Genomic DNA, 24,624 nt, shown 5'->3' on the forward strand with positions numbered 1-24,624 from the left:
GGTTAGCTCCCCCGCGCGATCTCGAAGTGGTCGACGCGCTCGCCGGTCGCGGCGAGCGCGGAGACCGCGAGACGCGGGCGGGCGCCGGCCGTCGCCTCCACCGCGAGGAACGAGAAGCCGGTGTAGCGCACCCGCGACCACTCCACGGTCTCGGGGGCGTGCCGCCGCCCCTTCGCCCAGTGGAACGACACGATCGACTCCCGGTCCCGGACCCTGCCCTCGTGGCTGTCCTCGACCCCGGGGCCGAAGCCGTACAGGTCCTTGCCCGCGCCGCCCGCGGTGACGTACACGATGCCGTCGCGCGTCGGATCGGTCGACGCGCCGACCGGCACGGGCCTGCCGACCTTCCCGTCCTTGATCGCGTCCGTGCGCTCGTAGACGTGGTTGTGGCCGTTGACGACCAGGTCCACCTGGTACCGGGTGAACAGGCCGAGCCACGCGTCGCGCACCCCGCCGTCGGAGGCGTGCGTCGACGTCGAGTACATGCAGTGGTGGAAGAAGACCACCACGAAGTCGACCTCCTCGTCCGCGCGCAGGTCCCGCAGCCGCCGCTCCAGCCAGGCGGTCTGCCGCCCGTCCGTGTGGCCCCGGTTGGCGGGTATCTCGTACGAGACGTCGTTGGCGTCCAGCGCGACGACGCCGACGTTGCCGTACCGGAAGGAGTAGACGCCCGGCGCCTCCTTCGGGTCGAACCCGTTCTCGGGCAGGGACCAGCGGGCCCGCTGGCCGCCGTAGCCGTTCGGCGAGTACCAGGCCTCCATGTCGTGGTTGCCGGTCGTCACCATCCAGGGGACGGACTTCGCCACGCTCTCCGTCTGCGCGAGGAAGGAGTCCCACACGCGCGCGTCGTACGTGTCCGACTCCTTGCCGTGCCCCGTGGTGTCCGCGTAGCAGAGGTCGCCCGCGTGCAGGTGGAAGGCCGGGTTCTGGCCCAGGAGCAGCTGGTCGTTGGCGAGGGCGTGGTAGCCGACGCCCTGGTCGCCGAACGCGGTGAAGACGAACGTCTCCGGCCGCGCGGGTGCCGTCCTGAACGTGCCGAGGCTCGCCATCCGCTCCGGCGACGCCGGGTCGAAACCGTCGTGCCCGACCCCGTAGTAGTACGTCGTGCCGGGCCGCAGCCCGTCGAGCGCCGCGTGCAGGTAGTACTGCTCGACGGCGGGCAGCTTCTTCGACAGGGCGGGCGTGTGCAGGTCGCGGACCTCCGCCTCGATCTTCTGGCTCAGCTCCCAGGGCTTGGGCCCCACCCGTACGTACGGGGAGGTGACGGCCAGCGGCACCTGCCAGGAGATGCGCATCTGCGTCCTGGGGTCGGCGCCGAAGGCGAGATGGCGGCCGAAGGGGGCCACCAGCCGCCCGTCGACCCGTACCGGTCCGGCCGGTGCGCCGAGCGGCCGGGCCGCCGGGCCGCCCGTGCCGCGGGCCCCGGCCGAACTGCCCGCGAGCAGGCTCGCGCCGCCCACCGCCCCGGCCGTCGCGAACGAACGGGCGAGCACCGTGCGGCGGGAGAACTTCGCGCGCAGGTGGGCGTGCTGTTCCGGCATGCTCATCCCGGCCGCGAGCCGCTCCGGAATGCCGACGTTGGGGGTGTCCATGTCGGGAGAACTTCCCAGCGCGGGCCAACCGCGGCCGGACGCCCGGGTGAACAGCGGCTGACCGCGAAGCGTCTGTCCGCATGGCGGACATCGAGTGTCATCCCGTGGGACGAAGAGTAGGGTGCGGACATGTCTCGCAGCATCAATCTCGCAGTCATCCCCGGAGACGGCATCGGCCAAGAGGTCGTGGCCCAGGGGCTCAAGGTCCTCAACGCCGCCCTTCCCCAGGATGTGAAGCTGGAGACGAAGGAGTTCGACTTCGGCGCCAAGCGCTACCACGCCACGGGTGAGACCCTCACCGACGCGGACGTCGAGGCGCTCAAGCAGCACGACGCGATCCTGCTCGGCGCGATCGGTGACCCCTCGGTCCCGTCCGGCGTCCTGGAGCGCGGCTTCCTGCTGAAGCTCCGCTTCCTCTTCGACCACCACGTCAACCTGCGGCCCTCGAAGCTGCTCCCCGGCGTGGCGACCCCGCTCAAGGGGCAGCCCGAGATCGACTTCATCGTCGTGCGCGAGGGCACCGAGGGCCCCTACACGGGCAACGGCGGCTCGATCCGCACCGGCACCCCGCACGAGGTGGCCACCGAGGTCTCCGTCAACACCGCCTTCGGTGTGGAGCGCGTGGTCCGGGACGCGTTCGCCCGCGCGCAGGCCCGCCCGCGCAAGAAGCTGACGCTGGTCCACAAGAACAACGTCCTCGCCTACGCCGGTCACCTCTGGACGAACGTCTTCCACCAGGTGGCCAAGGAGTTCCCCGAGGTCACCACCGACTACATCCACGTCGACGCCGCGACGATCTACCTCGTCACCGACCCCGGCCGCTTCGACGTGATCGTCACCGACAACCTCTTCGGCGACATCATCACCGACCTCGCCGCGGCCGTCTCCGGCGGCATCGGCGTCGCGGCCTCCGGGAACATCAACCCGAGCAGCGAGTTCCCGTCCATGTTCGAGCCGGTGCACGGCTCGGCGCCGGACATCGCGGGCCAGGGCAAGGCCGACCCGTCGGCCACCGTCCTGTCCGTCGCGCTCCTGCTGCGCCACCTCGGCCACGAGGCCGAGGCCACCCGGATCGAGGAGGCCGTCTCGGCCGACCTCTCGGAGCGCGGCGACACCGTGCGCACCACCGAGCAGATCGGCGACGCGCTCGCCGTACGGGTGGCGCGCTGACCCGGTAGCTCGAAGATCGTCCAGAAGCCGCCGGGCCCCGCACCTCGCCCGGCGGCTTCTCGTATGCGGCCCCCGGGTGTCACCATCGACCCCCGGGCCGCAAACATGCCGTTTCTTCCTCGGGACCCCACGAGCGATAATCGAACGAGGGGCCGTGAAAGCAGCAGGGAAACTCGGACGTCCTAGTACTGGACGTACGGATGTGAGCGCGGTCCGTCACCATCACACGTGAAGGACGTAGTACTCATGACGACGACGCCGACCATCGAGCTGAAGCCCTCATCGACGCCGCTGGCCACCGCCGAGCGCGAGGCGATCCTGGCGAACCCCGGGTTCGGCCGCCACTTCACCGACCACATGGTGACCATCAAGTGGACGGAGGGCCGCGGCTGGCACGACGGGCAGCTCGTGCCGTACGGCCCGCTGGCGCTCGACCCGGCGACGAACGTCCTGCACTACGCCCAGGAGATCTTCGAGGGCCTGAAGGCCTACCGCCGGCCCGACGGCTCGGTCGCCACCTTCCGGCCGGACGCCAACGCCCGCCGTTTCCAGGCCTCCGCACGCCGTCTTGCCATGCCGGAGCTGCCCGTCGAGACCTTCATCGAGGCCTGTGACCTGCTGGTCGGCCAGGACAAGGCGTGGGTTCCCGCGCACGGCGGCGAGGAGTCGCTCTACCTGCGCCCCTTCATGATCGCCACGGAGGTCGGCCTGGGCGTGAAGCCCGCCAACGAGTACCTCTTCGTGGTCATCGCCTCGCCGGCCGGCGCCTACTTCCCCGGGGGCGTGAAGCCCGTCTCCATCTGGCTGTCCGAGGACCGCGTGCGCGCCGTGCCCGGCGGCATGGGCGACGCGAAGACCGGCGGCAACTACGCCGCGTCGCTGCTCGCGCAGGCCGAGGCCGCGGAGAAGGGCTGCGACCAGGTCGCCTACCTCGACGCGGTCGAGCACAAGTGGGTCGAGGAGCTCGGCGGCATGAACCTGTACTTCGTGTACGGGAACAAGATCGTCACCCCCACCCTGACCGGCTCCCTGCTCGCCGGCGTCACCCGCGACTCGCTGCTCACGGTCGCCCGTGACCTCGGCTACGAGTCCGAGGAGCGGCGCGTCTCCATCGACCAGTGGAAGACGGACTCCGAGAACGGCACGCTGACCGAGGTCTTCGCCTGCGGCACCGCCGCGGTGATCACGCCGGTCGGCACGGTCAAGTGCAATGCGGGGGAGTGGCAGCAGAGCGCGGGTGAGCCGGGCGAGGTCACGATGCGGCTGCGTGAGGCGCTGCTGGACATTCAGCGGGGGACGGTGGGGGACGTGCACGGCTGGATGCACGAGCTGGCCTGAGGCCTCGGACGGGCGCCCCGCCCGGGGGTGGGGTCCGCCTTCTCCGCCTGCGGGTGGGTGGGGGCCTGGCGCGCGGTTCCCCGCGCCCCTGAAGCGGCTTCGCCGCTCGGGGGGTGGGCTACCTGGGGGCGTGGGGAACTGCGCGGTCGGCCCCCTCCGGGGTGCCGGGGAGAACGGGCGCGGGGGACGGGGCGTCGCGGAGGGTCAGGGTCAGGTAGGCCGCGCCGCCCACCACCCCCGACAGCAGGAAGCTGCAGTCGACCCCGCCGGTCAGGTCCAGGAGCGGACCCTCGTACGACGGCAGGGAGACCGCGAGCAGGCCGACCGCCGCGCCCAGCGCCCAGGCCGCCGTGGCGCGCGGGTTCCAGCCCGCGCGGAACCAGTAGACGCCGCCCCGGGAGCGGCGGTTGAAGACCTGCAGCGCGTCCGCGTCGTACTGACCGCGACAGCGCGCGAAGCCGATCAGGGTGATCACCGCCCACGGCGTGCCGATGGCGGTGAGCAGCAGCACGAACGACGTCATCGCGTCCTGCGCCTCCCACGCGTAGTGGCCGACGAAGACGCAGGCGGTGGCGACGGCGGCGACGGTGTACGTGGCGCGGGCACGCGAGGCGCGGGGCAGGATCGCGTCCAGGTCCAGGCCCATGGAGTACAGCATCAGCCCTGCGTTGCCGACCGAACCCGCGGAGGCGGCGAGCAGCAGCGGCACCAGGTACCAGCCGGGCGAGGCGTCGACGAGCCCGCCCGCGTAGTCGAGGGCCGCGCGGGCCGCGAACGCCGTGAACGTGCCGAAGAGCTGGGGGATCAGGAGCCCCGCGATCAGGCCGAGCCAGGCGGCCCCGAGCACCGAGCGGGAGCTGTGCCGCAGCGGTGAGACGTAGCGGGTGTAGTCGCCGAGCAGCGTGATGAAGGCGATCGGCCCGGACAGCCCCGCAGCGACCAGCGCGAGCAGCCACGTCGGCCAGAACGAGCCGAGCGCGTACCCGCCCGCGCCCGGCAGCGCCGCGACCGTGAAGTCGGGGGCGTACGCGACGACGCCGAGAACGAGCAACGCCGTCATGCCGACCGCGAGGATCCGCGAGAGCCGCAGCAGCACCCGGTAGCCGTAGACCGCCCCCGTCACGGTGGCCGCCGCGAGAAGCGCGTAGACCAGGGCGTACGAGAGGGAGCCGGCCGGCAGGCCGAGCAGCCGGTGCAGGGTGCCGACCATCACGTCGCCGCCGATCCAGATGGTCAGCGCGGTGTAGCCGAGGGAGAGCAGCAGGCCCACGACCGAGCCGACCAGGCGGCCGCGCACCCCGAACTGGGCGCCGGACGACGTGGAGAGGTTGGTCCCGGTGCGCAGCGAGACCAGGGCGAGCGGCGCGGTCAGGGCCGTGCCGACGACCGTGCCCGCCACCACCGCGCTCACCGACTGCCACCAGTCGAGGCCGAAGGACACCGGCAGCCAGCCGAAGACGATCACCCCCAGGCAGAGGTTGGAGCCGATGAGGATCGACACGAGATCGCGGGGGCCGCTGGTGCGCTCCCCGTCCGGGATGGTGTCGACTCCGCGCTGTTCTATCGGCATGAGGGTGCCCCTGACGCTCGCTTGGTCCCGATGGTTGCCCCACTTTTGAGCAGCGCTCAATGTCACCTCTGCAAGGCCTTCGCGTCAATGCTTCCCGCATGCGGATTTCGTAGTTAGAGTGTTGCTCTAAACGTGTGACAGGGAGGTACGGCGCGTGCGACTCACGCCCACCGAACGCGATCGGCTGCTGCTCTTCGGGGCCGCCGAGCTCGCCAGGTCGCGCAGGGCGCGCGGCCTCAGGCTCAATGTCCCGGAGGCGACCGCGCTGATCGCGGACACGGTCTGCGAGGCGGCCCGGGACGGCGCCCGGCTCGCCGAGGCCGTCGAGCGGGCCCGCGCGGTCCTCGGGCCGGACGACGTGCTGCCCGGCGTCGCGGACGTGGTCACCGAGGTGCACGTGGAGGCCGTCTTCGACGACGGATCACGCCTCGCGGTGGTGTCCGACCCGATCGGCCAGGGCCTCGGCGACGCGGCGCCCGGCGCGCTGCTGCCCGGGCCGCTGCACGAGGACCCCGCGCCCACCGTGACGCTGACCGTGCGCAACACCGCGACCGTGCCCGTCTCCGTCACCTCGCACTTCCACTTCTTCGAGGCCAACCCCCGGCTCGACTTCGACCGCGCGGCGGCCTACGGGCTGCGCCTCGCCGTGCCCGCCGGGTCCTCCGTCCGCTTCGGGCCCGGCGAGAGCGCCGAGGTCGGGCTGCTGCCCATCGGCGGACAGCGCGTCGCCATCGGCTTCGCCGGTCTCGTCGACGGCCCGCTGGACGCGCCGGGCGCCCGCGAGGAAGCGCTGCGCCGCGCCGCCGCCTGCGGCTACCTCGGCGTACCGGACACCACGGGGCAGCAGCCGGACCCCACCGGCCAGGACCCCACTGGCCAAAACCCCATCGACCAGGACCTCACCGAGCAGCAGAACCCCACCGACCAGGAGGCCGAACGATGAGCCGCCCCGGAGGCCACGCCGCGGAACCCCGCCGCCTCACCCCCCACGAGTACGCCGCCACGCACGGCCCCCGCGCCGGCGACCACGTCCGGCTCGGTGATTCGGGTCTGACGATTCGGGTGGAGTCGGATGCGCAGCGGTTCGGGGACGAGTTCTTGGCCGGGTTCGGGAAGACGGCGCGGGACGGGCTGCATCTGAAGGCGGCGGCGGTGCGTGAGACGTGTGATGTCGTGATCAGCAATGTGGTGGTGATCGATGCGGTGCAGGGGATCCGCAAGGTGTCGATCGGTATGCGTGAGGGGCGTATTCACGCGATCGGGCGGGCGGGTAATCCCGACACCCTGGACGGTGTGGATGTCGTCGTCGGCACCGGGACGACGATTGTGTCGGGGGAAGGGCTGATCGCCACCGCGGGTGCCGTCGATACGCATGTTCATCTGTTGTCGCCGCGGATCATGGAGGCGTCGCTGGCGTCGGGGGTGACCACGGTCATCGGTCAGGAGTTCGGGCCGGTGTGGGGGGTGGGGGTCAATTCGCCGTGGGCGTTGCGGCATGCGTTCAACGCTTTTGATGCGTGGCCGGTCAACATCGGTTTTTTGGGCCGGGGTTCGTCCTCTGATGGTGCTCCGTTGGTGGAGGCGTTGGCGGAGGGGGGTGCGTGCGGGTTCAAGGTGCATGAGGACATGGGTGCGCATACGCGTGCGCTGGATACGGCGTTGCGGGTGGCCGAGGAGCACGATGTGCAGGTCGCGCTGCACAGTGACGGGCTGAATGAGTGTCTGTCGGTGGAGGACACCTTGAGGGTGTTGGAGGGGCGGACGATTCATGCCTTCCACATCGAGGGGTGTGGTGGTGGTCATGTGCCGAACGTGCTGAAGATGGCGGGGGTGCCGAATGTGATCGGTTCCTCGACGAATCCGACGTTGCCGTTCGGGCGGGATGCGGTGGCCGAGCATTACGGGATGATCGTGTCGGTGCACGATCTGAAGACGGATCTGCCGGGGGATGCGGCGATGGCGCGGGACCGGATCCGGGCCTCGACGATGGGTGCGGAGGATGTGCTGCACGATCTGGGGGCGATCGGGATCACGTCCTCGGATGCGCAGGGGATGGGGCGTGCGGGGGAGACGGTGCGCCGGACGTTTGCGATGGCCGGGAAGATGAAGGCCGAGCTGGGTCCGATGGAGGGGGACGGGCCGCGGGACGACAATGCGCGGGTGCTGCGGTACATGGCGAAGCTGACGATCAACCCGGCTCTCGCGCACGGTCTGGCCCATGAGGTCGGTTCTCTGGAGGTCGGCAAGCTCGCCGACATCGTCCTGTGGCGCCCCCAGTACTTCGGCGCCAAACCGCAGATGGTCCTCAAGGCGGGCTTTCCCGCGTACGGCGTCACCGGCGACCCCAACGCGGCCACCGACACCTGCGAACCGCTGGTCCTCGGCCCGTTGTTCGGCGGCCATGGTGCCGTGCCGGCCGACATCTCGGTGGCGTTCGTCGCGCAGGCCGCCCTCGACCAGGGCAACGACACGATGCCGACCCGGCGCCGCCGGGTCGCCGTCCGCGGCACCCGCGGCATCGGCCCCGCCGACCTGCGCCTGAACTCCCGTACCGGAGCCGTCGACGTGAACCAGCGCACCGGCCTGGTCACCCTCGACGGCGACCCGGTCCGCTCCGAGCCCGCCGACTCCGTCCCCCTCAACCGCCTGTACTTCCTCTGACCTCTGGCCTCTGACCTCTGATCCCTGCCCCCCTGCCCCCTCCCGCCTGTTTCGCCCGACGTCCCGGACTTCCCCGACGTCCCCGACTTCCTCTGAAGGTGTACGCCATGACCGCAGCCGCCGACGGCTTCCGCATGCCCGCCGAGTGGGCCCCGCACGAACGCACCTGGATGGCGTGGCCGTGCCCCAACCCCACCTTCGACGACCCCGCGGGCCTCGACGACTCCCGCCTCGCCTGGGCCGCCGTCGCCCGTGCCGTACGCCGCTTCGAGCCGGTCACCGTGGTCTGCGGGCCCGCCCAGTCCGCGTACGCCAGGGAGCTGCTCGGCCCGGACATCGAGGTGACCGAGCGGGACCTCGACGACGCCTGGATGCGGGACATCGGCCCCACCTTCCTCACCGACGGCAAGGGCACGCTCGCCGCCGTCGACTGGACCTTCAACGGCTGGGGCGCGCAGGAGTGGGCCCGCTGGGACCACGACGCCGCAATCGGCGCGCATGTCGCGGAGCTCGCCGGAGCCCGTACGTACGCCTCGAAGCTGGTCAACGAGGGCGGCGGCCTGCACGTCGACGGCGAGGGCACCGTGCTGCTCACCGAGACCGTACAGCTCGGCCCGGAGCGCAACCCCGACTGGACCCGGGAGCAGGTCGAGGCGGAGGTGCACGCCCAGCTCGGCACCACCAAGGCGATCTGGCTGCCCCGCGGCCTCACCGCCGACTACCCCGGCCACGGCTACGGCACCCTCGGCCACGTCGACATCGTCGCCGCCTTCGCGGCGCCCGGCGTCGTCCTCGTGCACTCCCAGCGCGACCCCTCCCACCCCGACTTCGAGGTCAGCAAGCAGATCGTCGCGGCGCTCACGGGCCGGACCGACGCCCGCGGCCGCACCCTGCGCATCGTCGAGGTGCCCGCCCCGACCGTCCTCAAGGACGACGAGGGCTGGGTGGACTATTCGTACATCAACCACTACCTGTGCAACGGCGGCGTCGTCCTGTGCGCCTTCGGCGACCCGAACGACGAGATCGCGGCCGGCATCTTCCGCGGCCTCTTCCCCGACCGGACGGTGACGCTCGTCGACGCCCGTACGATCTTTGCCGGGGGTGGTGGCATCCACTGCATCACCCAGCAGCAGCCGAAGGTGTGATCAAGGAGTACGGGATGGCCGGTCAGGCCCGCGCGCGGAAGAACGCCCCGCCGCGTGAGGACGTGTTGGCGGCCGCCATGGAGATGATCGCCGAGCGCGGCCTGGAGAAGCTCACCATGGCCGCGCTCGGCCGCGAGGTCGGCATGAGCTCCGGCCACCTCCTCTACTACTTCCGCACCAAGGACGAACTCCTCCTGCGCACCCTGGAGTGGAGCGAGGGCCGCCTCGGCGCCGAGCGCGGCCGTCTCCTCGCCCGGCCCGGCACCGCCCGCGCCCGCCTGGACGCGTACGTCGACCTGTACGTGCCCGACGCGCCGGGCGACCCGCACTGGACGCTCTGGCTGGAGGTCTGGAACCGCTCCCTCAACGCCGACGAGGAGGGCCGCGACCGGCAGGCCGCCATCGAGGGGGCCTGGCACCGCGACCTCGCGGCCCTGCTCGCCGAGGGCGTCTCGCGCGGCGAGTTCGCCCCGGTCGACGCGGACCGCTTCGCGTCCCGGCTGCGCGCGCTGCTCGACGGGTTCTCCATCCACGTGGCGATCGGGCTGCGCGGGACCGGACGCGACCAGGTCCTCGCGCACGTACGGGAGTTCCTCGACGCGGCGCTCGCCCCCGCGGTCCGCTAGCGACAGTGACAGCGATGGCCCCGCCCGCATCGTGAGACGGGGTCCCGCGGCGGGGCGAAGCGTGGCAAGCTGCCTCCGTGCTCTCGTTCGCCATGATTATTGGCAGCAGGCGCGCCGGTCCGCAGTGACCGCCTCGTATCCATCACGTACGGGCGGACACCGTCGCCTCGACCCGCGCGCAGACCTCTCGCACCCGCGAGGGGTTTTTTCGTTTCCCGGCCCAACTGCAGCCGGACACGGAGCGCGAGGGATCATGGGGGGTGGTGGAGCCGGTCATTCCGGTAGACCGAGATCCGACACAGGAGCCAGATCAGCATGACGGAAACCAGCACACCCGACGATTCCTTCCACGTCTTCGACACGACGCTGCGCGACGGCGCGCAGCGCGAAGGCATCAACCTCACCGTCGCGGACAAGCTGACCATCGCGCGGCACCTGGACGACTTCGGCGTCGGCTTCATCGAGGGCGGCTGGCCCGGCGCCAACCCCCGCGACACCGAGTTCTTCGCGCGGGCCCAGCAGGAGATCACCTTCCGGCACGCCCAGCTCGTCGCGTTCGGCGCCACCCGCCGCGCGAACGCCAAGGCCGCGGACGACCCGCAGGTCAACGCGCTCCTCGCGTCCGGCGCCCCCGTCATCACGCTGGTCGCCAAGTCCCACGACCGGCACGTCGAACTGGCCCTGCGCACCACCCTCGACGAGAACGTGGAGATGGTCCGCGACACCGTCTCCTACCTCGTCTCGCAGGGCCGCCGGGTCTTCGTCGACTGCGAGCACTTCTTCGACGGCTACCGCGCCAACCCCGAGTACGCCAAGTCCGTCGTCCGCGCCGCCGCCGGGGCGGGCGCCGACGTCGTCGTGCTGTGCGACACCAACGGCGGGATGCTCCCCGCGCAGATCCAGGCCGTCGTCGGCACCGTCGCCGCCGACACCGGCGCCCGGCTCGGCATCCACGCCCAGGACGACACCGGCTGCGCGGTCGCCAACACCCTGGCCGCCGTCGACGCCGGCGCCACCCACGTGCAGTGCACCGCCAACGGCTACGGCGAGCGCGTCGGCAACGCCAACCTCTTCCCCGTGGTCGCCGCCCTGGAGCTCAAGTACGGCAAGCAGGTGCTGCCCGAGGGCGCGCTGCGCGAGATGACCCGCGTCTCGCACGCCATCGCCGAGGTCGTGAACCTGACCCCCTCGACGCACCAGCCCTACGTGGGCGTCTCCGCCTTCGCGCACAAGGCGGGCCTGCACGCCTCCGCGATCAAGGTCGACCCGGACCTCTACCAGCACATCGACCCGGACCTGGTCGGCAACCGCATCCGGATGCTGGTCTCCGACATGGCGGGCCGCGCCTCCATCGAGCTCAAGGGCAAGGAGCTCGGCGTCGACCTCGGCGACGACCGCGCGCTGATCGGCCGCGTCGTCGACCGCGTCAAGGAGCGCGAGCTCCAGGGCTACACGTACGAGGCGGCCGACGCCTCCTTCGAGCTGCTGCTGCGGGAGGAGGCCGAGGGCCGGGCCCGCCGCTACTTCCGCATCGAGTCCTGGCGGGCCATCGTCGAGGACCGCCCCGACGGCACGCACGCCAACGAGGCCACCGTGAAGCTGTGGGCCAAGGGCGAGCGCATCGTCGCCACCGCCGAGGGCAACGGTCCCGTCAACGCCCTCGACCGCGCGCTGCGGGTCGGCCTGGAGCGCATCTACCCGCAGCTCGCGAAGCTGGAGCTCGTGGACTACAAGGTCCGCATCCTGGAGGGCAAGCACGGCACCTCCTCCACCACCCGCGTGCTGATCTCCACCTCCGACGGCGTCGGAGAGTGGTCGACGGTGGGCGTCGCCGAGAACGTCATCGCCGCCTCGTGGGGCGCGCTGGAGGACGCCTACACGTACGGCCTGCTGCGCGCGGGCGTCGAGCCGGTCGACTAGCCCGCGGGCCGTAGACCCCCCTGCGGGAGCCCGTCGCGCGTCCGACTGGGTTACGTTCGAAGCATGAGGAATCGGGCGAAGCGGATCACCGTCGGACTTTCGGGGCTGTTGCTCGCCCTGGGTGCCGTGTCCTTCACGGCGGCGCCCGGGGTGATCGCCGCCCCGTCGGCACCGGAGGCCTCCAGCGTGTCGGCGGTGGCCGACGCCTGGAAGAAGAGCCCGGTGTACGTCGATCCCGCCGCGTCGGACCAGCTGACCGACGCCCAGGCGGACGCCCTCGCCCAGAAGATCAAGAAGGCCGACAAGCCGGTGTTCGTCGCCGTCCTGCCGGACGACTTCCCGCAGCAGGACGTCTTCCGGCAACTGCGCACCGAGACCGGCGTGACCGGGGTGTACGCGGTCCGGCTCGGCGGCGGCTTCGACGCCAAGGCGGACCGTTCCGTCCTGACGCCCAACGCCGTCAACAACCTCGTCTCGCTGGTCCAGGGCGAGGACACCCCCGCCCAGCTCGACCGCTTCGTCGGCCAGGCCCTCGTGCAGGCCGGCGGCAAGGCCCCGCAGTCCTGGGGCGCCGGCGACGACGACGGCGTGTCGGTGGGCGCCCTGGTCGGCGTCGGCGTGGTGGTCGTGGCCGGGGCCGGCGGGGCGTACGCGGTGGTGCGGCGCAAGAAGCGGCGGCACGAGGAGATGCAGCGCGAGGCGCTGCGCAAGCTGGCCGTCGTCGTGGACGAGGACATCACCGCGTTCGGCGAGGAGCTCGACCGGCTCGACTTCCACCCGGCGGAGGCGGGCGCGGACGACGCGATGCGCGCGGACTACGAGCGCGCCCTGGACGCGTACGAGAAGGCGAAGTCGTACATGGCCGCCGCGACCCGCCCCGAAGAGGTGCGCGCCGTCACCCAGGCCCTGGAGGACGGCCGGTTCTCGCTGGCCCTGCTCGCCGCCCGGCGCGAGGGCCGTGAGCTGCCGGAGCGGCGGGCCCCCTGCTTCTTCGACCCGCGGCACGGCCCCTCGGTCGAGGACGCGACGTGGGCCCCGGCGGGCGGCCCGGAGCGTTCGGTGCCGGTGTGCGCGGCGGACGCGGCCCGCCTCGCCGACGGCGAGGACCCGCAGGCGCGCACGGTGGTCACCGAGACCGGGGAGCGCCGCCCGTACTGGGAGGCCGGACCGGCGTACGGGCCGTGGGCGGGCGGCTACTTCGGCGGGGGCCTGCTGCCCGCACTGCTGGTCGGCACGATGCTCGGCGGCATGATGTCCAGCCCCGCGTACGCGGCGGACTACGGCAGCGGCTACGGGGACTTCGGCGGCGGCTACGAGGGCGGCGACTTCTCGGGCGCCGACTTCGACCCCGGGGACTTCGGCGGCGGAGGCGACTTCGGCGGGGGCGGCGACTTCGGCGGCGGCGGGGACTTCGGGGGCGGTGGCGGCTTCTAGGCCGCCGGGCGCGGGGCCGGGGGAGCCGTGACCGGCCACCGGCCCGAGTGGCCGGGCGGCAGCGCAAGGTCGCGCCGGACGGCCGCGTAGTACGTCTCGCGCGCGGCCCGCTGCCGCTCCAGGAGCGCCGCCCACGCCTCGGGGTCGTGCGTGTCCGCGCGCAGGAACCGCTCCATGCCGATCACCAGCAGCACCCACGTGCGCGCCGCGTCGACCACCTCGGGCGCCCCGAGCATGAGCAGTGCCTCCCCCGCGGGGTCCCGCGCCTCGGCGGCCTCGGTGAAGTGGGGCACGGCCTGGGCGGGCGTCAGGGGATGGGGGTGCGGGTCGTTGCCGAGGTGGGCGGCGACCCGGTAGGTGAGGCTGACGGTCTGCCGCAGGACCCGGGCGTACTCGGTGTAGACGGCCAGCCGCCGCTCCTCCCAGCGGGCAGCCTGCTCCCGCCGGAACCGCATCCGGTCGCCCCGCGTGATGGCGGCGTAGGAACCGAGCGCACCGACGATCACGCCGACGAGCGTGGGCAGTTGTTGTATGAACTCCGACACGGCGAAACGGTAGCGCGCGCCCGTGGCAGGTGTCCGGGACTCGGGGACCTGCCGCGGGCGCGCGCCACCGGCGGTGCGGCCGGGCTCAGGCGCCGGCCTTGATCGCGGAGATGTCGAAGTTCAGCTTGATCTTGTCGGAGACGAGCACACCGCCGGTCTCCAGGGCGGCGTTCCAGGTCAGGCCCCACTCGGAGCGCAGGATCTCCGACTTGCCCTCGAAGCCGACGCGCTCGTTGCCGAACGGGTCCTTGGCCGCGCCGTTGAACTCCAGGTCGATGGTGAGCGGCTTGGTGGTGCCGAGGATCGTCAGATCGCCCGTGATCCGGTAGTCGTCGCCGCCCAGGGCCTCCGCCTTGGTGGAGCGGAAGGTCATCTCCGGGAACTCGTCGGTCTTGAAGAAGTCCGCGCTCTTGAGGTGGCCGTCGCGGTCGGCGTTGCCCGTGTCGATGCTCTGCATCTTCACGTCCAGGGAGGCCGTCGACGCGGACGGGTCGGTGCCGTCCAGGTGCAGCGTCCCCGAGAAGTCGAGGAAGGAGCCCTTCACGTTCGTCACCATGGCGTGCCGGGCGACGAAACCGATCGTCGTGTGCGCCGGGTCGATCGTGTACTCACCGGTCAGCGCGGCCAGTTCCGGGGTGACCGTGCCGGCGGCGGCGGCCTCGGTGGCCGGGGCGGTGGTGTCGTTCTTGCGGCCGAAGATGCCCATGACGTGCTCCTTGGGGGACGAGCTCCGATGGAGAGCTGCTGTTGAATGTTCAACGAGATGGAATGTAGCGGTATTCCGTTCAACTTTCAATCTCTAACGCGGCGTGTCGGCGTGATCACTCGAACGAGTTGCGGTCGACGTCTGCCAGTCTCGCCGTCTCCCGACGATTCCGTGCGGCGTGCGGGGCGGCTGTGCGCCTGTGTGGGCAGAGGTGCCAACGTGGAAGGAGGGGGGTGTGGGGCGGCATCCGGACGGCGCCGCTCGATGGTGACGCACTCTCGTATGGCACCGCTGGTGTGCCACAGTGCTGCCATTTTCTGCGCCCCTCTGGTTGACCCTGTCTGACCTGCGCAATCGGACGTGGGGGGCGCTCCGGTTTTGACCTGTCGTGTTCATCGTGCTTGCGGTGGCGCCATTGTGGTGCCATATTGGCGTCATGAACCTCACGCAGTACGTCGATCAGCTCCGGCAGGAGCTCGCGGTGGCCGCCGAAGCGGGTGGCGACGAGGCGCGGGCGCTGGCCGAGCGCCTCACCGCCCCGCTGGAGTCGGCCGCCCGGCTCACCCTGCTCAACGCCCTCTCCGCGGCCGCGGACGAGATCACCGCGGATCTCGCGCCGGGCTCGGTCGACGTGCGACTGCGTGGCCTCGACCCCGAGTTCGTGGTGACCGCGCCGCCCGCGGCCGAACCGTTCGACGCCCGCGCCGAGTACGCGGCGCTCATGGCGGCCCGCCCCGAACCGTCGCAGCCGCCCCCGCCGCCCGCCGCGCCCGACGCCGCCGACGACGGCGGCACCGCCCGGATCAACCTCCGCCTCCCGGCCCACGTCAAGACCCGCGTCGAGGAGGCCGCGAGCCGGGACGGCCTCTCGGTCAACGCCTGGCTCGTCCGCGCGGTGTCCGCCGCCGTGGACCAGCCCGACGGCCGCACGGCACCGGCGGCGGACCGCCGTGAGGCCCGCCGCTCCGGCAACGGCTTCACCGGCTGGGTGCGCTAGGGCGTATGGCGAAAGTCCCGTCTGCTCGGCGGCGGGCGACGCCACTTTCGCCACACGCCCTGGCGCCCGGCCCGCGGTTCCCCACCGGCGCCCGGACTCCCCGTATCCATCGCACGGGACGCCCGTACCGCCATCCCCCGCGCGGGACGCCTGTCTCCACCCGCACAGAACCCCTTTCACGCCTTCACGCCTTCACGCGCACCGAGTCATCAGGACGGGACAGCCATGCCTTCTTTCGAGACCCCGAAGCCCATCACCGCGACCGTCACCCTCCAGGCCGGCAACCTCCGGATCGTGGCCGGTGACCGTGCCGAGACCGTCGTCGACGTCCGCCCCACCAGCGCCACCCGCGACGAGGACGTCAGGGCCGCCGAGCGCACCCGGGTCGACTACGCCCACGGCAAGCTGCTGGTGAAGGGCCCCAAGGAGCGTTCCCTGCTCGGCCGGGGCCCGTCGGTCGACGTGGAGATCACGCTGCCCGCGGGCTCCGGCCTGCACGTCGCGTCGGCGATGACGCACCTCACCGTGGAAGGCAGGCTCGGCGACTGCGAGTTCAAGACGGCCGCGGGCGACGTGCAGATCGAGCGGGCGGCCGAGGTGCGCCTGAAGACCGGCTACGGCGAGGTCTCCGTGGGCCGCGTGGACGGCCCCGCCGACGTCACCACCGGCTCGGGCGAGATCCGCCTCGGCGAGGTCACGGGCCCGGTGACCGTCAAGAACGCCAACGGCGGCACCGATCTCGGCGACATCGGGGGCGCCCTCACGGTGAAGTCCTCCAACGGCGCCGTCACCGTCGACCGCGCGGGCGCCGACGTCGGCGTCAAGACCGCCAACGGGCCCATCACCGTACGGGAGCTGACGCGCGGTGAGGCCGTCCTGGAGACGGCCGTGGGCAAGATCGCGATCGGCATCCGCACGGGCACGGCCGCCTGGCTGGACGTCCAGACGAAGGCGGGTGCGGTGACCCAGTCCCTGGAGGAGTCGCAGACGCCGCCCGAGCCCGCGGAGACGCTCAAGGTGCGGGCCCGCACGAGCATGGGCGACATCACGGTCCACCGCGCCTGATGGGGGATGGTCCCGACGTCACGGTCCGCGCCTGACGGGGACGGTCCTGACGTCACGCCCGCGCCCGGCGTGGATGATCCTGACGTCACGGCCTGCGCCTGACGGGGACGGCCCTGACCTCGACGAGGTCGGTGGCCCGCGCCCGCCGTCGGCCGGCACCGCTCACCGATCGGCATGGCCCCGCTCACCGATCGCCCGGCCCCGCTCACCGATCGCCCGGCCCCGCTCACCGATCGGCCGCCCGGGGAACCGCGGCCGGGTCGTGTCAGAGGTATAGACAGCGCTTTCTGTCCCTTGATACACCCATGTCGCATGACCCCCACCCGCCGCACCTTTCTCGCCGCAACCGCTTTCGGATCCGCCGCGTCCCTGCTGCCGGTCCTCCCGTCCCGGGCGTCCGCAGGGGAGGGCGGCGACGAGTTCGACGCGCTCCGCGCCCGCTGGCTGGAGATCTCCCTCGGCACCGGCTACGACCCCGCCACCGAGCCGTACGCGACCCGCCTGAAGGAGACCGGCGACCTCGCCCGGACGTTCCGCGCGGCGATGGCCCCCGCCGCCGCATCCCTGTGGCCCGACGCCCCCTTCGACCCCCCGGCCGGCATCACCCTCAGCTACAGCAGGCTGTGGACGATGACCCAGGCGTACGTCTGCCGGGGCACCGGATCGACCGGGGACGCCGGGCTCCTCGCCGACGTCCTGCGCGGCCTCGACCACGTCGGGAGCACCGTCTACCACGCCTCGACCACCCGCTACGGCAACTGGTGGGAGTGGCAGATAGGCAGCCCCCGGCTGCTCATGGACATCGTGGCCGCGCTGTACGACGACCTCGGCGCCGCCCGCAGGGACCGGGCCTTCGCCGCCGTCGACCACTTCGTCCCCGACTCCGCGATCGGCGACTACACCGGCACCTCGACCGGCGCCAACCGCGTCGACCTGTGCCGCTCCGTCGCCCTGCGCGGCATCCTCGGCCGCTCCCCGGCCAAGGTCGCCCTCGCCCGCGACGCCCTCTCGCCGGTGTTCCCCTACGTCACCAAGGGCGACGGCCTCTACGCCGACGGCTCCTTCGTCCAGCACACCTGGGTCGCCTACTCGGGCACCTACGGACAGGTCATGCTCGACGGCCTCGGCCGGCTCTTCGCGCTGCTCGCCGGGTCGACCTGGGCCGTCACCGACCCGAAGAGGCAGATCATCCTGGACAGCGTGGAGCGGGCGTACGCGCCGCTGATCCTCGACGGTCTGATGATGGACAGCGTCAGCGGCCGTGCCGTCAGCCGCGGCTACCTCAAGGGCGACGACCGCAGGATCATGCGCAGCGACCACTTCCACGGGCAGGGCCTGATCGCCGCCGTGGCGCTGCTCGCGGGCGGCGCGAGCGCGGCCGAGCGGGAGCGCTGGCACGCCCGTGTCAAGGGCTGGATCGAGCGGGACACCGTCAGCCCGATCCTCGCCGCCCGGCAGTTCGGCGTCGCCGACCTCGCGCGGCTGCACGCCGTCGCGGACTCCCCGGTGAAGGCCGCGCCCGAGCCCGTGGAGCACCGGCTGTTCCCGGCCATGGACCGGGCCGTGCACCGGCGACCCGGCTTCACGGCGAACCTCTCCATGGCCTCCGAGCGCATCGCGTACTACGAGTGCGGCAACGGCGAGAACCCGCGCGGCTGGCACACCGGCGCCGGCATGCTCTCCTGGTGGCCCGCCGGGCGCCACGGCGACCAGTACACCGACTGGTTCTGGCCCACCGTCGACCCCTACCGGATGCCCGGCACCACCGTGTCCACCAAGCGCCTGCCGGACAAGGCGGGCGGCGAGTGGGGCGCCGCCCGGCCCGCCACCGCCTGGGTGGGCGGGGTCACCGACGGCGAGTTCGCGGCCGTCGGCCAGCACGTCATGGGCCTCGGCTCCACGCTGCGGGCACGCGCCTCCTGGTTCTGCGTCGCCGACGCCGTGATCTGCCTGGGCGCCGGAATCACCGCCACCGACGGAGTCCCCGTCGAGACGGTCGTCGACAACCGCAACCTCGGCGAGGCGGGCACCGCGGCCCTCACCGTCGACGACCGCCCGAGCCCCCGCTGGGCCCACCTGGACGGGCACGGCGGCTGGCTCTTCCCCGGCGGTGCGCCCACGCTGCGGACCCTGCGCGAGGACCGCACCGGAGCCTGGTCCGACATCAACACCACCAGCTCCACGGAGCGCAGGACGCGCCGCTACCAGACCCTGTGGCTCGACCACGGCACCGACCCCACGGACGCTACGTACGCCTATGTCCTGATGCCCGGCGCCTCGCGACGGGCCCTGGCGGCCCGTGCCGCCGACCGCCGCTGGTTGTCGGTCCTCGCCAATTCGACACAAGCGCAGGTCGTGGCGGTCGACGCGCTCGGTCTGACCGCGGGCACCTTCTGGCAGGCGGGCCGGGCCGGGCGGCTCGCCGTCACGGCACCCGCGAGCGTGCTGGTCCGCACCCGGGGCGGGCGCGCTACGGTTCAGGTGAGCGAGCCACCGCGCACCGGAGAATCCCTCGAATTCGCCTGGAACCACCCCGTCTCCCGGGTGATCGCCAAGGACCCCTCGGTCGAGGTCGTCGGCACCGGCAGGTCGCTGCGCCTGCGGATCACCCCGGGCACGGCCTGTGCGAGCCATCGGTGTGAGGTGTCTCTCATCTGACCGGGAGCGCCGGAAAGTCGCCACGGGGGAACTTTTTTGTCGTATCCCTACAGCGGAACAGGGTCTGAGCCGTCACTTCTGAATGGCTGTGACGCTCTTCTGTTCGGGGGTGCCAGGAAAACGGCCCGGAGACTGTACGGAGTCGACGGTCCGTTTCCCCGGGGGCGCTCCGTAAGGTCGCTACATGACCGTTTTGGACGAGACCGCTTCCTCTGGGGGCGAGCCCACCGACTCGCGCGGACGCGTGGCCGAACTGCACGAGATCCGTGCCGAGGCGCTGCGCGGGCCGAGCGAGAAGGCGACCGAGGCCCAGCACGCCAAGGGCAAGCTGACCGCACGCGAGCGGATCGAGCTGCTCCTTGACCCGGACTCGTTCACCGAGGTCGAGCAGCTGCGCCGGCACCGGGCCACCGGCTTCGGCCTGGAGGCCAAGAAGCCGTACACGGACGGTGTCATCACCGGCTGGGGCACGGTGGAGGGCCGCACGGTCTTCGTCTACGCCCACGACTTCCGCATCTTCGGCGGCGCGCTCGGCGAGGCGCACGCCACGAAGATCCACAAGATCATGGACATGGCCATCGCGGCCGGTGCCCCGCTGGTCTCCCTGAACGACGGCGCGGGCGCCCGGATCCAGGAGGGCGTCTCGGCGCTCGCCGGCTACGGCGGCATCTTCCAGCGCAACACCAAGGCCTCCGGCGTCATCCCGCAGATCTCCGTGATGCTCGGCCCGTGCGCGGGCGGCGCGGCGTACTCACCCGCGCTGACCGACTTCGTCTTCATGGTCCGCGAGACCTCGCAGATGTTCATCACCGGGCCGGACGTCGTCCGCGCGGTGACCGGCGAGGAGATCACCCAGAACGGCCTGGGCGGCGCCGACGTGCACGCCGAGACGTCGGGCGTGTGCCACTTCGCCTACGACGACGAAGAGACCTGCCTGGCCGAGGTCCGCTACCTGATCTCGCTGCTCCCCTCGAACAACCGGGAGAACCCGCCGGTCCACGAGTCGGAGGACCCCGCCGAGCGCCGCTCGGACGTCCTGCTCGACCTGGTCCCCGCGGACGGCAACCGGCCGTACGACATGACCAAGGTCATCGAGGAGCTCGTCGACGACGGCGACTACCTGGAGGTCCACGAGCGCTGGGCGCGCAACATCATCTGCGCCCTGGCCCGCCTGGACGGCCAGGTCGTCGGCATCGTCGCCAACCAGCCGCAGGCGCTGGCGGGCGTGCTCGACATCGAGGCGTCCGAGAAGGCCGCCCGGTTCGTGCAGATGTGCGACGCCTTCAACATCCCGATCCTCACCCTCCTGGACGTCCCCGGCTTCCTGCCCGGCGTCGACCAGGAGCACGGCGGCATCATCCGGCACGGCGCCAAGCTGCTCTACGCGTACTGCAACGCCACCGTGCCGCGGATCTCGCTGATCCTGCGCAAGGCCTACGGCGGCGCGTACATCGTGATGGACAGCCAGTCCATCGGCGCGGACCTGACCTACGCCTGGCCGACCAACGAGATCGCCGTCATGGGCGCCGAGGGCGCCGCCAACGTCATCTTCCGCCGTCAGATCGCGGCCGCCGAGGACCCCGAGGCCATGCGCGCCCGCATGGTCAAGGAGTACAAGGCCGAGCTGATGCACCCGTACTACGCCGCGGAGCGCGGCCTCGTCGACGACGTCATCGACCCGGCCGAGACCCGCGAGGTGCTCATCAAGTCCCTCGCGATGCTCCGCAACAAGCACGCCGACCTGCCCTCGCGCAAGCACGGCAACCCCCCGCAGTAGCAGCAGACCCACGCCTGCGCCGCAGTAGCCCACAAGGAGAACGCTGCAGATGAATTCCCCCGACATCCGCGTCGAAAAGGGTCACGCCGAGCCCGAGGAGGTCGCGGCCATCACCGCGATCCTGCTGGCCCGCGCCGCTGCCCAGCCGGCCGCCCCGGCCGCCCACCGCGGCCGCGACAAGGCCGGCTGGCGCCGCCTGGAGCGCACCCCGGGCTTCCGGGCGCCGCACAGCTGGCAGGGCTGACCCACCGCCGTACGAGGCCCCGCCTTCCTCCGGGAGGGCGGGGCCTCGACGCATGTCAGGACGGCGCCGCGCCGCTCCTCGTGCGGGTCAGGGCCGCCGCCGACTCGGCCAGCGAGTGCACCGCCGGATGCCAGGGGCGGCCCCGCGGCCCGGCCAGGACCAGGTGGCGCGCGGCACGCGGCGCCACCGGCAGCAGCACCAGGTCGGGCGGCACCAGCGAGCGGGAGACCTCGGACAGCACGGTCACGCCGAGGCCCGCCTGCACCATGCTGATCAGCGTGGCCAGATCACGGACCCGGTGGGCCGGGTCCAGACGCAGCCCCGCCCGGCCGTGCAGCGCGCGGATGCGGTCCTCGCAGCCGCCCGGCGACAGCAGGAAGTCGTCGTCCTCCAGGTCGCGGACGTCCACCACCGCCTCCCCGGCCAGCGGATGGTCGCGGGGGAGCAGGGCGCGGTAGCCGTCGACGGCGAGGCGGACGCCGGGGCCGGGCGGCGGGTCGATCAGGACACCGGCGTCCGCCGTGCCGTTCTCCAGCCAGTCGGCGACCTCCGCGCTGTCGCCCTCGAAGACCCGCACGGTGACCCGCGGCAGACTCTGCGCCCAGTGCCGCAGCAGGCCGGGCACCAGACCCTGGCAGACCGTCGGCGTCGCCGCGAGCCGCACCGTACCGGTCATGGTGTCCGCGCCGTCGGCCGCGATCTCCCGCACGGCGTCGACCGCCGCGAGCGCGCTGCGCGCGTACGGCAGGACGCGCTCGCCCAGCGCCGTCGTGCGCGCCGGCCCGCCGCGGACCAGCAGGGGCGCGGCCAGTTCGCGTTCGAGGGCGGCCACGGCGTGCGACACCGCGGACTGGCTCAGGCCGAGGTCGGCCGCGGCCGCGCTGAAGCCGCCCGCGTCGACGACGGCGAGGAAGGCCCTGAGCTGGGGGAGGTTCACGGTCATGAGGCGGCCTCATACGGCTATGACGGCTGTGCGTTGGATTCATGGTGCCAGGCCGGGCGAGAGTTGCCCCGGGCCGCCCGACCGGACGGCACCGCCGCACGACGCGAGGAGCGCCATGCCCCACATCCGGGCCACCGTCACCGACCCCGATCTGCCCGCCGACCTGCGCGACACCCTCGCCGACGGCCTGACCCGGCTCGCGGTCGACGCGCTCGGCAAGTCCGCGGCCCGCACGATCGTCCACCTCGACCTGGTCCCCGCCGATCGCTACCGGGTGGCCGGAAAGCCCCTTCCCGAAGGGGTCCGTGACGTGCACCTGGAGGTCAGCATCACCGCGGGCACCAACAGCGCCGCCGAGAAGGCCGCCTTCGTCACCGGAGCCCACACCTTCCTCACGGGCGTGCTCGGCCCGCTCGCCCGGGGCGGCGTCGCCCTGCACGAACTGCACCCGGAGAGCTACGGCTACGACGGCGTGACGCAGTTCGCGCACTACCGGCGGAACTGACGAGGGCCCGCACGCCGCAGCGTGCGGGCCCCGGTCCGCGTACGGGAGGGGACGGCGCCGTCCTACCGGAGGCGCGCCATCAGCGCGTGCTCGACCAGCGTGATCAGCGCGCTCTTGGCGTCCGCGCGGTGCCGGGCGTCGGTCGTGATGATCGGGGTGTCCGGGCCGATCTGCAACGCCTCGCGCACCTCGTCGGGGGTGTACGGCTGGTGGCCGTCGAAGCCGTTGAGGGCGATGACGAAGGGCAGCCCGGAGTTCTCGAAGTAGTCGACGGCGGGGAAGCAGTCGGCGAGCCGCCTCGTGTCGACCAGGACGACCGCGCCGATCGCGCCACGGACCAAGTCGTCCCACATGAACCAGAAACGGTCCTGACCGGGCGTACCGAAGAGGTACAGGATCAGGTCCTGGTCCAGGGTGATGCGGCCGAAGTCCATGGCCACCGTCGTGGTGGTCTTGTCCCCGGTGTGGGTCAGGTCGTCGATGCCCGCGGACGCGGACGTCATGACGGCCTCGGTGCGCAGCGGGTTGATCTCAGAGACCGCCCCGACGAACGTGGTCTTGCCCACGCCGAAGCCGCCCGCCACCACGATTTTCGCGCTGGTGGTGGAGCGGGCTGTTGCTCCGCCGCTAGAGCTTGCGAAGTCCACTGAGCACCCTTTCGAGCAGTGTCACGTCTGGCTGGCCGCCGGCGGTCTCGTCGCCGCCGGGCTGATGGATGGCGACAAGTCCGGCCTCCGCCAGGTCGGCTACGAGGATCCGGGCGACGCCGAGGGGGATGGAGAGCAGCGCCGAGATCTCGGCGACTGACTTGATCTCGCGGCACAGGTTGCAGATGCGCTGGTGCTCGGGCAACTGGCCCTGCAACTGGTGCGGTTGTGCGGTGGTGTGCACCAGCGCCTCGATGGCGAGCTGGTAGCGCGGCCTGGTGCGGCCGCCCGTCATCGCGTACGGGCGCACCAGGGGGTTGTTCGCCGACCCCGCGGGCGCCGGTTCGGGGGCGCGCCGCTGGGGCTGGACGGGCTGGATGCGCGGCGCGTGCGCCGGTGTGCCCTGCTCGTAGGGGCGCGGCCCGGGCTGCTGGGGCTGCGCGTACGGCTGGCGGCGGTGGCTCGGCGTGGAGGGGAAGTTGTACCGGTTCGGGCCGCCGTCGTGCTGGCCACCCTGGCCATGACCAGGGGACCAGTTCGCCGATGACGAACCGTCTGGGGGTGTTGCCACGTTGCTTCCTCCTCCAACTGTGCCGGGCACCATCACTGTGGAGCCGCGTCCCGAAACCTTACGGCCCCGGGGCGCGAAAACGCACCGTCTGTCTGTTAGTTGAGAAGGCTCCCCTGGAGCTCCGCGCGCAGGTCCGGCGTGAGGACGGTGCCCGCGCGGTCGACAAGAAGTGCCATCTCGTACCCAATGAGACCGATGTCCGCATCCGGGTGGGCGAGAACGGCGAGCGAGGAGCCGTCGGAGATGGACATGATGAAGAGAAATCCTCGCTCCATCTCCACAACGGTCTGGGTCACGGAGCCGCCCTCGAAGATCCGGGAGGCCCCGGCGGTCAGCGAGGTCAGACCCGAGGCGACGGCCGCGAGCTGGTCGGCACGGTCGCGCGGGAAGCCTTCGGACATCGCCAGAAGGAGTCCGTCGGCGGAGACCACCACCGTGTGGGACACCCCGGGGGTGTTGTCCACGAAGTTGGTGATCAACCAGTTCAGGTTCTGCGCCGCCTGGCTCATC

Annotated in this window: 22 protein-coding genes; 14 read left to right on the forward strand and 8 right to left on the reverse strand. The window is 72.0% G+C overall.

Annotation, left to right across the window (positions count from 1 at the left end; translation table 11 throughout):
• Positions 1-2 precede the first annotated feature (2 nt).
• Entirely contained in the window at positions 3-1,592 is a 1,590-nt protein-coding gene (locus tag ACFYXE_RS05925; RefSeq protein ID WP_389309161.1) for a purple acid phosphatase family protein, read from the reverse strand.
• Between the two features lie 129 nt (positions 1,593-1,721).
• Here ACFYXE_RS05925 and ACFYXE_RS05930 point away from each other — a divergent pair, with 129 nt between their 5' ends.
• A complete protein-coding gene (locus ACFYXE_RS05930; RefSeq protein ID WP_389309162.1) occupies positions 1,722-2,762 on the forward strand; it encodes a 3-isopropylmalate dehydrogenase in 1,041 nt (346 codons plus the stop codon).
• A gap of 246 nt (positions 2,763-3,008) precedes the next feature.
• A complete protein-coding gene (locus ACFYXE_RS05935; RefSeq protein ID WP_361181163.1) occupies positions 3,009-4,100 on the forward strand; it encodes a branched-chain amino acid aminotransferase in 1,092 nt (363 codons plus the stop codon).
• Between the two features lie 118 nt (positions 4,101-4,218).
• Here the strand turns inward: ACFYXE_RS05935 and ACFYXE_RS05940 are convergent, their stop codons facing one another.
• Entirely contained in the window at positions 4,219-5,670 is a 1,452-nt protein-coding gene (locus ACFYXE_RS05940; RefSeq protein WP_389309164.1) for a cytosine permease, read from the reverse strand.
• 154 nt (positions 5,671-5,824) lie between these two features.
• Between ACFYXE_RS05940 and ureA the strand changes: the two genes are divergently transcribed.
• From ureA to ACFYXE_RS05970, 6 genes are all read left to right on the forward strand, one after another.
• The gene (ureA, locus tag ACFYXE_RS05945) at positions 5,825-6,613 is read left to right on the forward strand and encodes an urease subunit gamma (RefSeq protein WP_389309166.1); all 789 of its coding nucleotides are present in this window, start codon (positions 5,825-5,827) and stop codon (positions 6,611-6,613) included.
• Positions 6,610-8,331 (forward strand): urease subunit alpha, encoded by a 1,722-nt coding sequence (locus ACFYXE_RS05950; protein ID WP_389309168.1) that lies wholly within the window; start codon positions 6,610-6,612, stop codon positions 8,329-8,331. The genes ureA and ACFYXE_RS05950 overlap by 4 nt, the downstream gene beginning before the upstream one ends.
• A gap of 107 nt (positions 8,332-8,438) precedes the next feature.
• Positions 8,439-9,476, forward strand: a complete 1,038-nt coding sequence (locus ACFYXE_RS05955) for an agmatine/peptidylarginine deiminase (RefSeq protein ID WP_389309170.1) — start codon at positions 8,439-8,441, stop codon at positions 9,474-9,476.
• A 14-nt stretch (positions 9,477-9,490) separates the two neighbouring features.
• A complete protein-coding gene (locus tag ACFYXE_RS05960) occupies positions 9,491-10,102 on the forward strand; it encodes a TetR/AcrR family transcriptional regulator (RefSeq protein WP_389309172.1) in 612 nt (203 codons plus the stop codon).
• Between the two features lie 315 nt (positions 10,103-10,417).
• Positions 10,418-12,022, forward strand: coding sequence for a citramalate synthase (gene cimA, locus ACFYXE_RS05965; RefSeq protein WP_389309174.1), 1,605 nt, complete (start codon positions 10,418-10,420; stop codon positions 12,020-12,022).
• A gap of 63 nt (positions 12,023-12,085) precedes the next feature.
• The gene (locus tag ACFYXE_RS05970; protein ID WP_389309176.1) at positions 12,086-13,456 is read left to right on the forward strand and encodes a hypothetical protein; all 1,371 of its coding nucleotides are present in this window, start codon (positions 12,086-12,088) and stop codon (positions 13,454-13,456) included.
• Here ACFYXE_RS05970 and ACFYXE_RS05975 read toward each other — a convergent pair.
• Both ACFYXE_RS05975 and ACFYXE_RS05980 read right to left on the reverse strand, forming a co-directional pair.
• Complete coding sequence (locus ACFYXE_RS05975) at positions 13,453-14,001, reverse strand: hypothetical protein (protein WP_389309178.1); 549 nt, start codon at positions 13,999-14,001, stop codon at positions 13,453-13,455. The two genes, ACFYXE_RS05970 and ACFYXE_RS05975, sit on opposite strands and share 4 nt — an antisense overlap.
• An 85-nt stretch (positions 14,002-14,086) precedes the next feature.
• Entirely contained in the window at positions 14,087-14,707 is a 621-nt protein-coding gene (locus ACFYXE_RS05980) for a YceI family protein (protein ID WP_389309180.1), read from the reverse strand.
• A gap of 436 nt (positions 14,708-15,143) precedes the next feature.
• On the opposite strand from ACFYXE_RS05980, the gene ACFYXE_RS05985 reads away from it, so the two are divergent.
• From ACFYXE_RS05985 to ACFYXE_RS06005, 5 genes are all read left to right on the forward strand, one after another.
• Positions 15,144-15,704, forward strand: a complete 561-nt coding sequence (locus ACFYXE_RS05985; protein WP_389309182.1) for a hypothetical protein — start codon at positions 15,144-15,146, stop codon at positions 15,702-15,704.
• A 225-nt stretch (positions 15,705-15,929) separates the two neighbouring features.
• Positions 15,930-16,769, forward strand: coding sequence for a DUF4097 domain-containing protein (locus ACFYXE_RS05990; protein ID WP_389309184.1), 840 nt, complete (start codon positions 15,930-15,932; stop codon positions 16,767-16,769).
• A gap of 312 nt (positions 16,770-17,081) precedes the next feature.
• A complete protein-coding gene (locus ACFYXE_RS05995; protein WP_389309186.1) occupies positions 17,082-19,427 on the forward strand; it encodes a polysaccharide lyase 8 family protein in 2,346 nt (781 codons plus the stop codon).
• 184 nt (positions 19,428-19,611) lie between these two features.
• Positions 19,612-21,204: an acyl-CoA carboxylase subunit beta gene (locus tag ACFYXE_RS06000; protein WP_361177618.1), complete on the forward strand. Its 1,593-nt coding sequence runs from the start codon at positions 19,612-19,614 to the stop codon at positions 21,202-21,204.
• A gap of 49 nt (positions 21,205-21,253) precedes the next feature.
• Positions 21,254-21,448, forward strand: a complete 195-nt coding sequence (locus ACFYXE_RS06005; protein ID WP_361177620.1) for an acyl-CoA carboxylase subunit epsilon — start codon at positions 21,254-21,256, stop codon at positions 21,446-21,448.
• 55 nt (positions 21,449-21,503) lie between these two features.
• Here the strand turns inward: ACFYXE_RS06005 and ACFYXE_RS06010 are convergent, their stop codons facing one another.
• Positions 21,504-22,391, reverse strand: coding sequence for a LysR family transcriptional regulator (locus ACFYXE_RS06010; RefSeq protein ID WP_389309189.1), 888 nt, complete (start codon positions 22,389-22,391; stop codon positions 21,504-21,506).
• A gap of 115 nt (positions 22,392-22,506) precedes the next feature.
• Here ACFYXE_RS06010 and ACFYXE_RS06015 point away from each other — a divergent pair, with 115 nt between their 5' ends.
• Entirely contained in the window at positions 22,507-22,896 is a 390-nt protein-coding gene (locus ACFYXE_RS06015) for a 4-oxalocrotonate tautomerase family protein (protein ID WP_389309191.1), read from the forward strand.
• Positions 22,897-22,958: 62 nt separating this feature from the next.
• On the opposite strand, the gene ACFYXE_RS06020 is transcribed toward ACFYXE_RS06015, so the two are convergent.
• From ACFYXE_RS06020 to ACFYXE_RS06030, 3 genes are all read right to left on the reverse strand, one after another.
• Positions 22,959-23,543 (reverse strand): ATP/GTP-binding protein, encoded by a 585-nt coding sequence (locus ACFYXE_RS06020; RefSeq protein ID WP_030361923.1) that lies wholly within the window; start codon positions 23,541-23,543, stop codon positions 22,959-22,961.
• Positions 23,524-24,114 (reverse strand): DUF742 domain-containing protein, encoded by a 591-nt coding sequence (locus ACFYXE_RS06025; RefSeq protein WP_361177625.1) that lies wholly within the window; start codon positions 24,112-24,114, stop codon positions 23,524-23,526. The genes ACFYXE_RS06020 and ACFYXE_RS06025 overlap by 20 nt, the downstream gene beginning before the upstream one ends.
• 95 nt (positions 24,115-24,209) lie before the next feature.
• Entirely contained in the window at positions 24,210-24,623 is a 414-nt protein-coding gene (locus ACFYXE_RS06030; RefSeq protein WP_030787419.1) for a roadblock/LC7 domain-containing protein, read from the reverse strand.
• Position 24,624 lies beyond the last annotated feature (1 nt).

The sequence above is a fragment of the Streptomyces sp. NPDC002564 genome (assembly GCF_042889645.1).
GTDB lineage: Bacteria > Actinomycetota > Actinomycetes > Streptomycetales > Streptomycetaceae > Streptomyces.

Coding starts and splice junctions, on each gene's coding strand:
- ACFYXE_RS05925 (WP_389309161.1), bottom strand. CDS start 1,592: ATGGACACCCCCAACGTCGGCATTCCGGAGCGGCTCGCGGCCGGGATG.
- ACFYXE_RS05930 (WP_389309162.1), top strand. CDS start 1,722: ATGTCTCGCAGCATCAATCTCGCAGTCATCCCCGGAGACGGCATCGGC.
- ACFYXE_RS05935 (WP_361181163.1), top strand. CDS start 3,009: ATGACGACGACGCCGACCATCGAGCTGAAGCCCTCATCGACGCCGCTG.
- ACFYXE_RS05940 (WP_389309164.1), bottom strand. CDS start 5,670: ATGCCGATAGAACAGCGCGGAGTCGACACCATCCCGGACGGGGAGCGC.
- ACFYXE_RS05950 (WP_389309168.1), top strand. CDS start 6,610: ATGAGCCGCCCCGGAGGCCACGCCGCGGAACCCCGCCGCCTCACCCCC.
- ACFYXE_RS05955 (WP_389309170.1), top strand. CDS start 8,439: ATGACCGCAGCCGCCGACGGCTTCCGCATGCCCGCCGAGTGGGCCCCG.
- ACFYXE_RS05960 (WP_389309172.1), top strand. CDS start 9,491: ATGGCCGGTCAGGCCCGCGCGCGGAAGAACGCCCCGCCGCGTGAGGAC.
- cimA (WP_389309174.1), top strand. CDS start 10,418: ATGACGGAAACCAGCACACCCGACGATTCCTTCCACGTCTTCGACACG.
- ACFYXE_RS05970 (WP_389309176.1), top strand. CDS start 12,086: ATGAGGAATCGGGCGAAGCGGATCACCGTCGGACTTTCGGGGCTGTTG.
- ACFYXE_RS05980 (WP_389309180.1), bottom strand. CDS start 14,707: ATGGGCATCTTCGGCCGCAAGAACGACACCACCGCCCCGGCCACCGAG.
- ACFYXE_RS05985 (WP_389309182.1), top strand. CDS start 15,144: ATGAACCTCACGCAGTACGTCGATCAGCTCCGGCAGGAGCTCGCGGTG.
- ACFYXE_RS05990 (WP_389309184.1), top strand. CDS start 15,930: ATGCCTTCTTTCGAGACCCCGAAGCCCATCACCGCGACCGTCACCCTC.
- ACFYXE_RS05995 (WP_389309186.1), top strand. CDS start 17,082: ATGACCCCCACCCGCCGCACCTTTCTCGCCGCAACCGCTTTCGGATCC.
- ACFYXE_RS06000 (WP_361177618.1), top strand. CDS start 19,612: ATGACCGTTTTGGACGAGACCGCTTCCTCTGGGGGCGAGCCCACCGAC.
- ACFYXE_RS06005 (WP_361177620.1), top strand. CDS start 21,254: ATGAATTCCCCCGACATCCGCGTCGAAAAGGGTCACGCCGAGCCCGAG.
- ACFYXE_RS06010 (WP_389309189.1), bottom strand. CDS start 22,391: ATGACCGTGAACCTCCCCCAGCTCAGGGCCTTCCTCGCCGTCGTCGAC.
- ACFYXE_RS06015 (WP_389309191.1), top strand. CDS start 22,507: ATGCCCCACATCCGGGCCACCGTCACCGACCCCGATCTGCCCGCCGAC.
- ACFYXE_RS06030 (WP_030787419.1), bottom strand. CDS start 24,623: ATGAGCCAGGCGGCGCAGAACCTGAACTGGTTGATCACCAACTTCGTG.